Source organism: Methylobacterium mesophilicum, from assembly GCF_036441335.1.
Classification (GTDB): Bacteria; Pseudomonadota; Alphaproteobacteria; order Rhizobiales; family Beijerinckiaceae; genus Methylobacterium; species Methylobacterium mesophilicum_B.
This window is the reverse complement of record NZ_MLBW01000021.1, coordinates 20,993-34,276: the sequence shown is the minus strand read 5'-3', so window position 1 is coordinate 34,276 and position 13,284 is coordinate 20,993. Positions and strand designations below refer to the sequence as shown.

Below are 13,284 nucleotides of genomic sequence, written 5' to 3'. Positions count from 1 at the left end.
CGCTCGCGATGACGCCTAGAGGCGATCCAGCGCCTGCCGGAGATCGGCGATCAGGTCGGCCTCGTTCTCCAGCCCGATCGACAGCCGCACGGTCTCCGGCCCCACCTGAGCGGCGGCCTTCTCGTGCTCCGGCAGCTGCCGGTGCGTGGTCGAGGACGGGTGGATCGCCAGCGATTTGATCTCGCCGATGTTGACCAGATGCGAGATCAGCTCCAGCCCGGCGATGAACTGCAGCGCCGCCGGCTCGCCGCCCTTCAGCGCGAAGGTGAAGATCGAGCCCGGCCCGTCCGGGGCGTAGCGGCGGGCGAGGTCCTCGCCGGGCTGGCCCGGCAGCATCGGGTAGCTCACCCACGCCACCGCCGGGTGATCCTTCAGGAAAGCCGCCACCGCCCGGGCATTGGCGCAGTGCCGCTCCATGCGCAGCGGCAGGGTCTCGATCCCCGTGAGCGTCAGGAACGCGTTCATCGGCGACAGGCCGGGCCCGAGGTCGCGCAGGCCGAAGAACCGGCAGGCCGCCGCGAACGGAGTCTCCGGGAAGGCCTCGGTGAGCACCAGCCCGTCGTAGTCCGGCCAGGGCTCGGTGATCAGGTTGTAGCCGCCGGCCTTCGCCCACTCGAAGCGGCCGGCGTCGCAGATCACGCCGCCGATGGTCTGGCCGGAGCCGCTCAGGAACTTCGAGGTGGAGTGCCAGACGATGTCGGCGCCGTGCTCGATCGGCCGGATCAGGGCCGGCGAGGCCAGGGTGTTGTCGACGACGAGCGGCAGGTTGTGGCGGCGGGCCACCGCGGCGATCCCGTCGAGGTCCACCACCGACGCGCAGGGGTTCACGATCGATTCGCAGAAGATGGCCCGGCAGTCCGGCGTGATCGCCGCCTCAAAATCCTCCGGGGCCAAGCCGCGCGCGAAGCGCGGCTTCAGGTCGTAGCGCCCGTCGAGCCGGCGCATCAGGCCCAGCGACCCGCCGAACAGGCGCGGGGACGCGACGTAGGCGTCGCCGCTCTTCAGCAGCGTCATGAGAATCAGCTGCATGGCCGACTGTCCGGAGGACACCGCCACCCCGGCCCTCGCGCCCTCCAGGTCGGCGATCCGGCGCTCCAGCGCGGCGACCGTCGGGTTGGATCCGCGCGAGTACGAGAAGCCGGTCCGGCGACCGGCGAAGATGTCGGCGGCCTGCTCGGTCGAGTCGAAGACGAAGCCGTTGGTGAAGTAGATCGGCTGGACCCGCGCGCCCGTGGCGGGATCCGGCGCCGCGCCGGCGTGGATGGCCCGGGTCGCGAAGCGGTGCGGTCGGTTCTGGTCCGTCATGGCTCTCGGTCGGGTGTTCGGGGCCCGGACCGGGAGTCAGCCCGAGCGGATCCGTGCGTCAAGCCGCGCGGCGGATGAAGGCCTGCAGGGTCCGGACCAGGGTGGTCGGCTCGTAGGGCTTCGGGATGAACCGGGCGCCCTCCGGCATGTCGTTGGGGCCGGGCGTGCCCATGCCCGACACCACCAGCACGGGTATCGACGGCCAGCGATGCGCGACGAGGCGGGCCAGGGCGAAGCCGTCCATCGACCCCTGCGGCATGTCGACGTCGGTCATCAGGACGCCGACGTCGTCGCGGTTCTCCAGGACCTTCAGCGCCTTGTCGGCGTGCGACGCCTCGACGACGGTGAAGCCCGCATCCGCAAGGGTATCCGAGGCCTCCATCAGCAGGAGGCCATCATCTTCCACCAGGAGAACGACGGGTTGGTCGGACGGGCTATCTGACATCAGACCTGCGAAGGTGCGTCTCAATTCCGAAACCCGCGCCCTATTCCTCCGGGGCTCCCCCCGTCAAGGCGCGGGGCCGGATCCGTCAGGCGGCCTCCTCGCGCTTGCCGAGGCGCTTGTCGAGGTAGGTGTCGACCGTCTGGGTCAGTTCCTCGACCTTGCCGTCGAAGAAATGGTTCGCGCCGTCGACCATCTGGTGCTCGATGATGACGCCCTTCTGGGTCTTCACCTTCTCGATCACCGGCATGACCTCGCGGGCGGGCGCTACCCGATCCTCGGAGCCGTGCACGAACAGGCCGGAAGACGGGCAGGGGGCCAGGAAGGTGAAGTCGTAGCGGTTCGCCATCGCGGCGATCGAGATGAAACCCTCGATCTCGGGGCGGCGCATCAGGAGTTGCATGCCGATCCACGAGCCGAAGGACACGCCCGCGATCCAGCAGGACTTCGCCTCGGGGTTGACCGACTGCACCCAGTCGAGTGCGGCCGCGGCGTCCGACAGCTCGCCCGACCCGTGGTCGAACGCCCCCTGGCTGCGCCCGACCCCGCGGAAGTTGAAGCGCAGGGCCGCGAAGCCGCGGTTGGCGAAGGTGTAGAAAAGGTTGTACACAATCTGATTGTTCATCGTGCCCCCGAACTGGGGGTGCGGGTGCAGGATGATGGCGATCGGCGCGCCGCGCTTCTTGGGGGCTTGGTAACGGCCTTCCAGGCGGCCGGCCGGGCCGGTGAAGATCACTTCGGGCATCGCTCGTCTCTCGCTCCGGAGATCGCCCGCCGGGCGATCGGCGCGGCGGCGCAGCAGCCTTGACTCGTCGCGCGCGCCCCATAAAAGCAGTCTTAGAACAGTTCTAGGCGATTAGAACTATTCTAAACAAGCCGTTCGAAGCACCGCGTTGGCTGCCACGCCGACCGTGCCGGGTCGGCGGGATCTCATTTTCTCGGCGCGCCTTAGCACGGCGAGCCGGCGCGCGGGCAAGGAATTGTGACGCGTCGCAGCAGAGGGCTTAACGGAACGCGGATGAGCCGGGCACGCGCCTATCTCGACTACAACGCCACCGCCCCGGTCCGCCCGGCCGTCGCGGACGCTGTCGCGCGCGCGCTGACGCTCCAGGGGAACCCGTCCTCGATCCACGCGGAGGGCAGGGCGGCCCGGGCTGCCCTGGAAGCGGCCCGCACCCAGGTGGCGGCTCTCGTGAACGCCCGGCCCGCGCAGGTTGTCTTCACCAGCGGCGGGACCGAGGCGGCCAACGCCGTCCTGTCGGGATCCCTCCGCCGCCGCGGCGCGGCGGCACCGACGCGGCTCCTCCACTCCGCCACGGAGCATCCCTGCGTCGCGGCCGGTCACCGGTTCCCGGACGCGTCCGTCGAGGAAGTGCCAGTGACGGCCGACGGCGTGGTCGATCTCGCCGCCCTGGAGGCGCGCCTCGCCGCCCTCCACGGTGAGACCCTGCTCCTCTCGGTCCATGCCGCCAACAACGAGACGGGCGCGGTGCAGCCCCTGGCCGAGATCGTCGGCCTGGCGCGGGCACATGGCCGGACCCTGGTCCACAGCGACGCGGTCCAGGCCGCCGGCAAGATCCCCCTCGACATGGCGGCGCTCGGCCTCGACGCGCTGACGCTGTCGGGCCACAAGTTCGCCGCGGCCAAGGGCGTCGGCGCGCTCGTGCTGGCCGAGGGCGTCACCCTGGAGACCGCCTTCCTCCGCGGCGGCGGCCAGGAGCGGCGGCAGCGCTGCGGCACCGAGTGCCTGCCGGCGATCGTCGGCATGGGCGAGGCCGCCCGGATCGCCCGCGAGGCACTCGACGGCGAGGCCGCGCGTCTGGCCGGGCTGCGCGACCGGATCGAGGCCGGCGTGCGGGCCATGGCGCCCGACGCGGTGGTGTTCGCCGCCGGGGCGCCGCGCCTTCCCAACACCCTGAGCTTCTCGGTCCCGGGCCTTGACGCGCCCTCGGCCCTGATCGCCCTCGACCTCGCCGGCGTGGCGGTGTCGTCGGGCTCGGCCTGCTCCTCGGGCAAGGTCGCGCGCTCGGCGACCCTCGCCGCGATGGGTGTCGCTCCCGCGCTCGCCGGGGGGGCGCTGCGGGTCAGCCTCGGCTGGAACACGGTGGACGAGGAGGTGGCATGCTTCCTCGACGCCTTCGAACGGGTCGTGGAGACCCTATATAGACGGCGAGGCCAGGCGGCCTGAGCGCCGCACCCCCGCTTTCCGACAGACGCTTCCCGGCCCTTGACGCCGGAGATGCCTAGGAGACGCTGATGCCTGCTGTGCAGGAAACCATCGACCGGGTCCGCTCGATCGACCTCGACCAGTACAAGTACGGGTTCGAGACCACGATCGAGATGGAGAAGTCCGAGAAGGGCATCTCCGAGGACGTCGTCCGCTTCATCTCGGCCAAGAAGAACGAGCCCGCGTGGCTGCTGGAGTGGCGCCTCGACGCCTATCGGCGCTGGCTGACCATGAAGGAGCCGGAGTGGGCCCGCGTCGCCTACGACAAGGTCGATTACAACGACATCTATTACTACGCGGCGCCCAAGCGCCCGGCGGCGATGTCGCTCGACGAGATCGATCCCGAGATCCTGAAGACCTACGAGAAGCTCGGCATCCCGCTGCGCGAGGTCGAGGTGCTGGAGGGTATCGCCCCCGAGCGCCGTGTCGCGGTCGATGCCGTGTTCGACTCCGTCTCGGTGGCCACCACCTTCAAGAAGGAACTGTCGAAGGCCGGCGTGATCTTCATGCCGATCTCCGAAGCCGTGCAGGAATATCCCGAGCTGGTGCAGAAGTACCTCGGCTCGGTCGTGCCGGCGACCGACAACTTCTTCGCGACGCTGAACTCGGCCGTCTTCTCCGACGGGTCGTTCGTCTACATCCCGCCGGGCGTCCGCTGCCCGATGGAGCTGTCGACCTATTTCCGCATCAACGAGCGCGACACCGGCCAGTTCGAGCGCACGCTGATCATCGCCGACAAGGGGTCCTACGTCTCGTATCTGGAGGGCTGCACCGCCCCGAAGCGCGACGACAACCAGCTGCACGCCGCCGTGGTCGAGCTGGTCGCCCTGGATGACGCCGAGATCAAGTACTCGACCGTTCAGAACTGGTACCCGGGCGACAACGAGGGCAAGGGCGGCATCTACAACTTCGTGACGAAGCGCGGCGATTGCCGCGGCGCCCGCTCGAAGATCTCGTGGACGCAGGTCGAGACCGGCTCGGCGATCACCTGGAAGTACCCGTCCTGCATCCTGCGCGGCGACGATTCCCGCGGCGAGTTCTACTCGATCGCGGTGTCGAACGGCATGCAGCAGGTCGATTCCGGCACCAAGATGATCCATCTCGGCAAGAACACGACGAGCCGGATCATTTCGAAGGGCATCTCGGCCGGCCGGTCGCAGAACACCTATCGGGGCCTCGTCTCGGCGCACCGGAAGGCGAAGGGCGCGCGCAACTTCACGAACTGCGACTCCCTGCTGATCGGCGACCAGTGCGGCGCGCACACCGTGCCGTACATCGAGTCGAAGAACGCCTCGGCCGTCTTCGAGCACGAGGCGACCACCTCGAAGATCTCCGAGGAGCAGAAGTTCTACTGCCAGCAGCGCGGCCTCTCCGAGGAGGAGGCGACCGCGCTCATCGTCAACGGCTTCGTCCGGGACGTGCTGCAGCAGCTGCCCATGGAGTTCGCCGTCGAGGCCCAGAAGCTGATCTCGATCAGCCTGGAAGGCTCGGTGGGCTGACCGCCTGGGCGGCTACGACGACGGCGTGCTGCGCGCGGCCCATCGGCACAGCGCGCGGCACGCCGACGAGGTCAGGAGCAGCGTCCTGTGCGGATGCTTCTTCTGCCTCGCGGTTTTCGCGTCGGACGAGATCGCGGGCTGGATCGCCGATGACGGCACCGCCCTCTGTCCCCGGTGCGGCATCGACGCGGTGATCGGCGACCTCTCCGGCTACCCGGCCGGGAGCGCCGCCTTCCTGCGGGCGATGCGGGACGAATGGTTTTGAAGGACTTGGACTGACATGCTGGAAATCAAGAACCTCGTCGTGCAGATCGAGGACAACCGCATCCTGAACGGCCTCAACCTGACCGTGAACGACGGCGAGGTCGCGGCGATCATGGGCCCGAACGGCTCGGGCAAGTCGACCCTCTCCTACGTCATCGCCGGCAAGGAGGACTACGAGGTCCTCGACGGCGAGATCCTGCTCGACGGGCAGAACGTGCTGGAGATGGCCGCCGACGAGCGCGCCGCGGCCGGCATCTTCCTGGCCTTCCAGTACCCGCTGGAGATCCCCGGCGTCGGCACCATGACCTTCCTCAAGGCCTGCCTGAACGCGCAGCGCAAGGCGCGCGGCGAGGCCGAGCTCTCGACCCCGGACTTCATCCGCGCGGTGAACGGCGCCGCCGACAAGCTCGAGATCAACAAGGAGATGCTCAAGCGCGCGCTCAATGTCGGCTTCTCCGGCGGCGAGAAGAAGCGCATGGAGATCCTCCAGATGGCGCTGCTGCAGCCGAAGTTCTGCGTGCTTGACGAGACCGATTCCGGCCTCGACATCGACGCGCTGCGCATCGTCTCCGAGGGCGTGAACGCGCTGCGGGACCAGGGCCGCTCGTTCCTGGTGATCACCCATTACCAGCGCCTGCTCAACCACATCGTGCCGGACACCGTGCACGTCATGTCGAAGGGTCAGATCGTGAAGACCGGCGGGAAGGAGCTCGCCCTGGAGCTCGAGGCCTCGGGCTACGCCGAGTACCGTACCGGGGAGGCGGCCTGAGCCATGGCCGACGTCACGAACCTCCGCTCCCCCGCCGAGGCCGGCCTGTCGAAGCTGTTCGAGTCGGCCCGCCAGAGCTTCGCCAGCGAGAAGGCGATCGCTCGCGAGGAGGCCTTCCGCTTCTTCGAGGCGACCGGCCTGCCGAGCCGGCGGGTCGAGGCCTTCAAGTACACGGACCTGCGCGCCGCCATCACCGAGGCCGCGCCCCCGGCCGAGGCGCCGAGCCTCGACGCCGCCCGGGCGGCCGTCGCCGGGGCCAAGGGCTTCTCCGGTATCGAGGCCGCGCGCCTGACCTTCGTGAACGGCCATCTCGTCCGCGAGCTGTCGGATCTCGACCGGATCCCCGAGGGCGTCACGGTCGTCCCGATGTCCGAGGCGCTGACGAAGGCGCATGTCGACCTGAAGCAGCTCGCCCCCGTGGCGCAGGCCCGGGAGAACCCGGTCTACCAGCTCAACACCGCCTTCCTGGCGGACGGCGCGCTGATCACGGTGGCGCCCGGCGCGAAGCCGGCGCGGCCGCTGCACCTGCGCTTCGTCGGCGCCGGCGCCACGCCGTTCTCGACGGCCACCCGCGTGCTCGTCCAGATCGGCGAGGGCGCGGAATTCGGCCTGCTGGAGAGCCACGAGGGTCCGGACGGGCTCACCTGCCAGCCGAACGACGCCCTCGACGTGGTGGTCGGCCCCAAGGCCGCCTTCCGGCACACCCGCCTGAACAAGCAGGGCGACGCCGCCATCGCGCTCTCGACGCTGTCGCTGAAGGTCGAGGCCGAGGGTCAGGTCGAGACCGTCAACCTCGTGACCGGAGCGGTGCTGTCGCGTCACCAGATCTTCGTCCACGTCGCGGGCGAGGACACCAACGTCGTCGTCAACGGCGCCGCCATGCTGCGCAAAGGCCAGCTCGCCGACTCGACGCTGCTCGCCGATCACGCCGCTGTCGGCGGCGTCGGCCGCGAGCAGTTCAAGTGGATCATCGACGGCGACGCCACCGGCGTGTTCCAGGGCAAGATCATCGTCCGTCAGGCCGCCCAGCAGACGGACGGCAAGATGAAGTCCGACTGCCTCCTCCTCACCGACGAGGGGCAGATGATGAACAAGCCGGAGTTGGAGATCTTCGCCGACGACGTCGCCTGCGGCCACGGGGCCACCTGCGGCGCGCCGGACGAGGACCTGCTGTTCTACCTGATGGCCCGCGGCCTGCCGCGCGCGACCGCCGAGAGCCTGCTCGTCCAGGCCTTCGTGGGCGAAGCCGTGGAAACGGTCACGCACGAGGGCGCCCGCGATGCGTTGATTTGCGAGATCGAGGCGTGGCTGAAGGCGCGCGGCTAGCGCGACGCACCCTCCTCCCCCTTGCGGGGAGGAGCCAGAGGTGGGGGTGGTGCAGTCGGCACCGGAACGCTCGATCCTGCACCACCCCCACCCCTAGCCCCTCCCCGCCAGGGGGAGGGGACTCCGTCCTTCCGCAAGGAGGGCGTCCCGTGAGTGAGAAGCGATGAACGCACCCGTCCTCACCCCCACCTACGACGTCGCGGCGATCCGCAAGGATTTCCCGATCCTCGGCCAGCAGGTCTACGGCAAGCCGCTCGTCTACCTCGACAACGCCGCCTCGGCGCAGAAGCCCCGGCAGGTGATCGACGCGATGGTCTCGTGCATGGAGACCGGCTACGCGAACGTCCACCGCGGCCTGCACTACATGGCGAACGCCGCGACTGAAGGCTTCGAGGGCGCCCGCGAGACCACGCGCCAGTTCCTCAACGCCGCCTCGACGGACGAGATCATCTTCACCCGCAACGCCACCGAGGCCTACAACCTCGTGGCCTCGTCGATGGGCTGGGGCGGGCTGATCGGGGAGGGGGACGAGATCATCCTCTCGATCATGGAGCACCACTCCAACATCGTGCCGTGGCACTTCCTGCGCGAGCGCCGCGGCGCCGTGATCAAGTGGGCGCCGGTGGACGACCAGGGCAATTTCCTGGTCGAGGACTACGAGAAGCTGTTCTCGCCGCGGACCAAGATGGTGGCGATCACCCACATGTCGAACGTGCTCGGCACGGTGACGCCCGCCGCCGAGATCGTCCGGATCGCCCACGCCCACGGCGTGCCGGTCCTGCTCGACGGTGCGCAGAGCGCGGTGCACCAGCCCGTCGACGTCCGGGCGCTCGATTGCGACTTCTTCGTCTTCACCGGCCACAAGGTCTACGGGCCCACCGGGATCGGCGTGCTCTACGGCAAGAAGGAATGGCTGGAGCGCCTGCCGCCCTACCAGGGCGGCGGCGAGATGATCCGGACGGTGAGCGAGGACGCGATCACCTACAACGATCCGCCCCACCGGTTCGAGGCCGGCACCCCGGCCATCGTCGAGGCGGTCGGTCTCGGCGCCGCGCTTGAGTACATGATGAATCTCGGGCGCGACGCGATCGCAGCCCACGAGGCGAAGCTCACGGCCTACGCACAGGAGCGCCTCGGCGCGATGAATGCCCTGCGCCTGATCGGCACCGCGCCGGGCAAGGGCGGCGTGATCGCCTTCGAGATGAAGGGCGCGCATGCCCACGACATCGCCACGGTGATCGACCGGCAGGGCGTCGCGGTGCGGGCCGGGACCCACTGCGCGATGCCGCTGCTCAACCGCTTCGGCGTCACCTCGACCTGCCGCGCCTCGTTCGGGCTTTACAACACGACCACCGAGATCGATGCCCTTGCCGAGGCGCTCGGCAGAGCAGAAATGCTGTTCACCTGATACTGGGATGAGGCTGGTCCCGCCCGCGCGGGCCCGGGGAGAGTGAAGCGATGAGCACCGACGCCACCATCACGGGCGGCAAGAACGCCCCCGACGTCGCCGGCGACTCGACGATCCCGCAGGCGGAGCTCGATCGCCTGACCGACGACATCGTCGCGGCGCTGAAGACGGTCTACGATCCCGAGATCCCGGCCGACATCTACGAGCTCGGCCTGATCTACAAGGTCGACATCGGCGACGATCGGAACGTCGCGATCGACATGACTCTCACCGCGCCCGGCTGCCCGGTGGCGGGCGAGATGCCGGGCTGGGTCGAGAACGCCGTGTCGGCGGTGCCGGGGGTGCAGTCCTGCGCGGTGACGATGGTGTTCGATCCGCCGTGGGATCAGAGCCGCATGTCGGACGAGGCCCGCGTCGCCCTCGACATGTGGTAGCGACCCGGCGCAGCCTCACGATCTCCCGAAGCCTGTCCCGGGCGCGGCGCACCTCTCGGTGCGGCGCCCGATCGTCGTTGCGTGGGAAAGACTCGCGCCGCATGCGCAATGCGGCGGTCGAGCGCCGTGCGATCTGCGGCGATCTACGTAGCTGTTAAGATCCCGCTAACCATGACACCGCAGAGCGGGGGCGGCCGCCGCGAGAGCGGCCGATCCCTCGATACGGTTGGTGGACGCGGATGGCGGCGGGCTACGTGGTCGCGGCGTTTCTGGAGGCAGCCGGGCTGGTCGGCCTCGCGATCGCCCTGCTCAGGATGCGGACGGAGCGCCGGGCGCGGGTCGCGGAGTTGCGGAGCTTCCTTCGCTCCGGACAGATCCCGACATTCGACCTCGCCGGGACGCGCCGACCCGCGGACGCCGCCGCGCGGGCGATCGCCGTTCCGTACACGGCCACCCGCGGCGACGCTTCGGCGGCCAAGCCGTCGGCCGCCCGCGCGGCGCTCGGACGCGCCTTCATGCCCGGCGGCGCGGCCCCGCGGGCCGGGCTGGCCGACGCGATCAGCGCAGGATGATGTCGAGGCCGCTGCCGAACAGGACCACGGCGCTGAGCGTCAGCATGAACTTCAGGTCTTCGAGACGGGCGCTCATGATCGATCCTCGATGTTCGGCGGGTTAGCCGCCGTTCCGATGATCGATGATCACCAGATTAACGAATCTTTCGCGAGTCCTTTCAGGATCCGTTAGGGATTTACCGACGGTTTCCCTTTGCTAACGTTACCGATGTGTTAAGGCCCCGTCCGGGGCCGTCGGCCCATTCCGACCCGGCGAGGCGGCACGTCAGGGGCCGGCCGGAGCGCACGAAGGTTCGAGGCATGTCTCCACGTCCGCGCACAACCGTCCATCGAGCCGTCGACTGGATGTTTCGCGACCGGACCACTGGCGCGATCACCGTCGCGCAGTGGCCGAACCTGCCGCTCTGGCTGTTCGCGGGCCTCAGCCTCGCGGCGTGGCTGGCCCAGGACAGCGGGCCGCTCTCCCCCTGGTTGCCGGCCGCCTGGCTGTCCGTCGGAGCCGACCTCGCGCTGGCTTGGTGGGCGGCCGACGAACTCCTGCGCGGCGTGAATCCCTGGCGCCGAATCCTCGGCGCCGCGACCCTCGTCGGGCTCGCCGCGCTGATCACGCTTCGGCGAGCGGGCTAGAGCCGGAACCCTGCCACCGGCAATTGTATTCCTACGAGGAAAACCGGCACGGAGGCCGTACCGACGTCGCCGATTGCAGTCGATCGGCACAACATCTCACTTCAAGGGGGCGGCCCGAGGGTTCAGCGTGGGACGGCGTCACCGCGATGAAACCATAACGGTAGGTTGCACCCGCCGGGAAAGTGTGGATGGTCGTGCCGCGCGCCGCACGAACGGCGTCTGTTGGGCATCCCGTGCATCCGAGCTCGGCTGAAGAACTGGTTTCGAAGAGATCATGACGGACGCGGGCGGCTTCGATCTCGACGGCAGGGCGAAATCTGCTCACGAGCGGGACGTGCTGCTTCGCCAGATCGCCGACGCGCTGAGCATCCCGGTCTCGATCTTCCGCAGACCGACGGGGACTTCGGCGGCCCGCGGCCCGAGCGCCGCGGAATGCGCTGCCCTGCTGACCGCCTTCTCGCGCATCGACGATCCGGATCTGCGAAGGGAATGCCTGGCTCTGGCGGAGCGCTACAGCCGGACCTGAGCCGCGGGCGTCCTCGCGGTGCGGTGGCGCACACGGGTTCGGTCAGCGCCGCACGGGCACCGTGCTATAGGGCGGCCGCCGCCGGAGGCGTCTCGCTCGGCCGGCCCACCGCGTGTCCGGTGCCGGAACCCTGGCTGCCGGCCCCGTGCATGCCCCGCTCGCGCTAGGCCCTGATGCCGATCATCTCCATCTCGAAACTCTCGAAGACCTACACGTCCGGCTTCACCGCCCTGCGCGACATCGACCTCGCCATCGAGCGCGGCGAGATCTTCGCCCTGCTCGGACCGAACGGGGCGGGGAAGTCGACACTCATCAACATCGTCTGCGGCATCGTCACCGCGAGTTCGGGGACCGTTCTGGTCGACGGCTACGATATCGCGGCGGATTACCGCGCCGCGCGCCGCGCGATCGGTCTGGTCCCGCAGGAACTCACCACCGACGCGTTCGAGACGGTGCTGAACACCGTGAGCTTCTCCCGCGGCCTGTTCGGGCTGCGGCCGGATCCCGGGCATATCGAGCGGATCCTCCGGGCGCTGTCCCTCTGGGACAAGCGCGACAGCCGGCTGATGACCCTGTCGGGCGGCATGAAGCGGCGGGTGCTCATCGCCAAGGCGCTGTCGCACGAGCCCCGGGTGCTGTTCCTCGACGAGCCCACCGCGGGCGTCGACGTCGAGCTGCGGCAGGACATGTGGCGTCTCGTGCGCGACCTGCGCCAGCAGGGCGTCACCGTCATCCTCACCACCCACTACATCGAGGAGGCCGAGGAGATGGCCGACCGCATCGGCGTGATCCGCCGGGGCGAGATCATCCTGGTGGAGGAGAAGGCCGCGCTGATGCGCAAGCTCGGCCGGAAGCAGCTGACGCTGCACCTCCAGCAGCCGATCGCCGCGGTGCCGCCGGAACTCGCCGATTACGGCCTCGCGCTCGGCGGGGAGGGGACCGAGCTGGTCTACACCTACGACACCCGCGCCGAGCGCACCGGGATCACCGGGCTCCTGACCGGTCTGGCGGCGGCGGGCATCCGCTTCAAGGACCTCCACACCGAGCAGAGCTCCCTGGAGGACATCTTCGTGGGCCTCGTGCGCGAGGAGAGGGCACAGGCATGAGCGCGGCGTTCAGCATGAACTGGCCTGCGGTCCGGGCCATCTACCTGTTCGAGATGGGCCGCTTCTGGCGCACCGCCGGGCAGAGCATCCTGGCCCCGGTCATCTCGACGACCCTGTACTTCGTGGTCTTCGGCGCGGCGATCGGCTCCCGGGTCTCGGCGGTCGACGACGTGCCCTACGGGCTGTTCATCGTGCCCGGCCTGATCATGCTCTCGCTGCTGACGCAGAGCATCTCGAACGCCTCGTTCGGCATCTACTTCCCGCGCTTCGCCGGCACGATCTACGAGATCCTGTCGGCGCCGATCTCGCCGCTGGAGGTGGTGCTGGGCTTCGTCGGCGCGGCGGCCTCCAAGTCGATCCTGATCGGGCTGATCATCCTGGCGACCTCGGCCCTGTTCGTGCCGCTGCGGATCGACCATCCGCTCTGGATGATCGCCTTCCTGCTGCTCACCGCGGTGACGTTCAGCCTGTTCGGCTTCGTCATCGGGCTGTGGGCGGACGGGTTTGAGAAGCTGCAGCTGGTCCCGCTCCTCGTGGTGACCCCGCTCACCTTCCTGGGCGGCAGCTTCTACGCGATCGGCATGCTGCCGCCGTTCTGGCACGCCGTGAGCCTGCTGAACCCGGTCGTGTACCTGATCAGCGGCTTCCGCTGGGCGTTCTTCGGCAAGGCCGACGTGAACATCGCGATCAGCCTGGGCATGACCGCGCTGTTCCTGGTGATCTGCCTCGGCCTCGTGACCTACATCTTCCGCACGGGCTACCGGCTGAAGAGCTGAGGG

The 13,284-nt window shown here is 69.1% G+C and carries 15 protein-coding genes; 12 read left to right on the top strand and 3 right to left on the bottom strand.

Translation table 11 applies throughout. The annotated features are described in order from the left end of the window. Positions 1–15: 15 nt before the first annotated feature. The 3 genes from MMR14E_RS13930 to MMR14E_RS13920 form a co-directional block, all read right to left on the bottom strand. Entirely contained in the window at positions 16–1,305 is a 1,290-nt protein-coding gene (locus MMR14E_RS13930) for an O-acetylhomoserine aminocarboxypropyltransferase/cysteine synthase family protein (RefSeq protein WP_331315093.1), read from the bottom strand. Between the two features lie 58 nt (positions 1,306–1,363). After that, positions 1,364–1,750 carry a response regulator gene (locus MMR14E_RS13925; RefSeq protein ID WP_331315092.1) on the bottom strand — a complete coding sequence of 129 codons (387 nt, stop codon included), beginning with the start codon at positions 1,748–1,750 and terminating at the stop codon, positions 1,364–1,366. Positions 1,751–1,835: 85 nt separating this feature from the next. Then, positions 1,836–2,492: an alpha/beta hydrolase gene (locus MMR14E_RS13920; RefSeq protein ID WP_243908665.1), complete on the bottom strand. Its 657-nt coding sequence runs from the start codon at positions 2,490–2,492 to the stop codon at positions 1,836–1,838. Positions 2,493–2,765: 273 nt separating this feature from the next. Here MMR14E_RS13920 and MMR14E_RS13915 point away from each other — a divergent pair, with 273 nt between their 5' ends. From MMR14E_RS13915 to MMR14E_RS13860, 12 genes are all read left to right on the top strand, one after another. Further along, on the top strand, positions 2,766–3,935 hold the full coding sequence (locus MMR14E_RS13915; protein WP_331315091.1) for a cysteine desulfurase family protein: 1,170 nt from the start codon (positions 2,766–2,768) through the stop codon (positions 3,933–3,935). 68 nt (positions 3,936–4,003) lie between these two features. Then, positions 4,004–5,473 carry a Fe-S cluster assembly protein SufB gene (gene sufB, locus MMR14E_RS13910; protein WP_331315090.1) on the top strand — a complete coding sequence of 490 codons (1,470 nt, stop codon included), beginning with the start codon at positions 4,004–4,006 and terminating at the stop codon, positions 5,471–5,473. Between the two features lie 25 nt (positions 5,474–5,498). Next, complete coding sequence (locus tag MMR14E_RS13905) at positions 5,499–5,738, top strand: cytoplasmic protein (RefSeq protein WP_331315088.1); 240 nt, start codon at positions 5,499–5,501, stop codon at positions 5,736–5,738. 15 nt (positions 5,739–5,753) lie between these two features. After that, on the top strand, positions 5,754–6,506 hold the full coding sequence (gene sufC, locus MMR14E_RS13900) for a Fe-S cluster assembly ATPase SufC (RefSeq protein WP_020093412.1): 753 nt from the start codon (positions 5,754–5,756) through the stop codon (positions 6,504–6,506). A 3-nt stretch (positions 6,507–6,509) separates the two neighbouring features. Beyond that, positions 6,510–7,832 carry a SufD family Fe-S cluster assembly protein gene (locus MMR14E_RS13895; protein ID WP_331315086.1) on the top strand — a complete coding sequence of 441 codons (1,323 nt, stop codon included), beginning with the start codon at positions 6,510–6,512 and terminating at the stop codon, positions 7,830–7,832. A gap of 163 nt (positions 7,833–7,995) precedes the next feature. Beyond that, a complete protein-coding gene (locus tag MMR14E_RS13890; protein ID WP_331315084.1) occupies positions 7,996–9,240 on the top strand; it encodes a cysteine desulfurase in 1,245 nt (414 codons plus the stop codon). Positions 9,241–9,290: 50 nt separating this feature from the next. Then, the gene (locus MMR14E_RS13885; protein ID WP_331290046.1) at positions 9,291–9,674 is read left to right on the top strand and encodes an SUF system Fe-S cluster assembly protein; all 384 of its coding nucleotides are present in this window, start codon (positions 9,291–9,293) and stop codon (positions 9,672–9,674) included. A 239-nt stretch (positions 9,675–9,913) separates the two neighbouring features. After that, entirely contained in the window at positions 9,914–10,246 is a 333-nt protein-coding gene (locus MMR14E_RS13880) for a hypothetical protein (protein WP_331315083.1), read from the top strand. A gap of 345 nt (positions 10,247–10,591) precedes the next feature. Continuing rightward, on the top strand, positions 10,592–10,873 hold the full coding sequence (locus MMR14E_RS13875; protein WP_331315081.1) for a hypothetical protein: 282 nt from the start codon (positions 10,592–10,594) through the stop codon (positions 10,871–10,873). Positions 10,874–11,147: 274 nt separating this feature from the next. Next, positions 11,148–11,399, top strand: a complete 252-nt coding sequence (locus tag MMR14E_RS13870) for a hypothetical protein (protein ID WP_331315079.1) — start codon at positions 11,148–11,150, stop codon at positions 11,397–11,399. A gap of 170 nt (positions 11,400–11,569) precedes the next feature. Beyond that, positions 11,570–12,505, top strand: coding sequence for an ABC transporter ATP-binding protein (locus MMR14E_RS13865; protein WP_331315253.1), 936 nt, complete (start codon positions 11,570–11,572; stop codon positions 12,503–12,505). A gap of 14 nt (positions 12,506–12,519) precedes the next feature. Then, a complete protein-coding gene (locus MMR14E_RS13860) occupies positions 12,520–13,281 on the top strand; it encodes an ABC transporter permease (RefSeq protein ID WP_331315251.1) in 762 nt (253 codons plus the stop codon). Positions 13,282–13,284 lie beyond the last annotated feature (3 nt).

What these genes read in the sequence shown, in the direction of transcription:
- MMR14E_RS13930 (WP_331315093.1), bottom strand. Translation starts at nt 1,305, where the DNA reads ATGACGGACCAGAACCGACCGCACCGCTTCGCGACCCGGGCCATCCAC.
- MMR14E_RS13925 (WP_331315092.1), bottom strand. Translation starts at nt 1,750, where the DNA reads ATGTCAGATAGCCCGTCCGACCAACCCGTCGTTCTCCTGGTGGAAGAT.
- MMR14E_RS13920 (WP_243908665.1), bottom strand. Translation starts at nt 2,492, where the DNA reads ATGCCCGAAGTGATCTTCACCGGCCCGGCCGGCCGCCTGGAAGGCCGT.
- MMR14E_RS13915 (WP_331315091.1), top strand. Translation starts at nt 2,766, where the DNA reads ATGAGCCGGGCACGCGCCTATCTCGACTACAACGCCACCGCCCCGGTC.
- sufB (WP_331315090.1), top strand. Translation starts at nt 4,004, where the DNA reads ATGCCTGCTGTGCAGGAAACCATCGACCGGGTCCGCTCGATCGACCTC.
- sufC (WP_020093412.1), top strand. Translation starts at nt 5,754, where the DNA reads ATGCTGGAAATCAAGAACCTCGTCGTGCAGATCGAGGACAACCGCATC.
- MMR14E_RS13895 (WP_331315086.1), top strand. Translation starts at nt 6,510, where the DNA reads ATGGCCGACGTCACGAACCTCCGCTCCCCCGCCGAGGCCGGCCTGTCG.
- MMR14E_RS13890 (WP_331315084.1), top strand. Translation starts at nt 7,996, where the DNA reads ATGAACGCACCCGTCCTCACCCCCACCTACGACGTCGCGGCGATCCGC.
- MMR14E_RS13885 (WP_331290046.1), top strand. Translation starts at nt 9,291, where the DNA reads ATGAGCACCGACGCCACCATCACGGGCGGCAAGAACGCCCCCGACGTC.
- MMR14E_RS13880 (WP_331315083.1), top strand. Translation starts at nt 9,914, where the DNA reads ATGGCGGCGGGCTACGTGGTCGCGGCGTTTCTGGAGGCAGCCGGGCTG.
- MMR14E_RS13875 (WP_331315081.1), top strand. Translation starts at nt 10,592, where the DNA reads ATGTTTCGCGACCGGACCACTGGCGCGATCACCGTCGCGCAGTGGCCG.
- MMR14E_RS13870 (WP_331315079.1), top strand. Translation starts at nt 11,148, where the DNA reads ATGACGGACGCGGGCGGCTTCGATCTCGACGGCAGGGCGAAATCTGCT.
- MMR14E_RS13860 (WP_331315251.1), top strand. Translation starts at nt 12,520, where the DNA reads ATGAACTGGCCTGCGGTCCGGGCCATCTACCTGTTCGAGATGGGCCGC.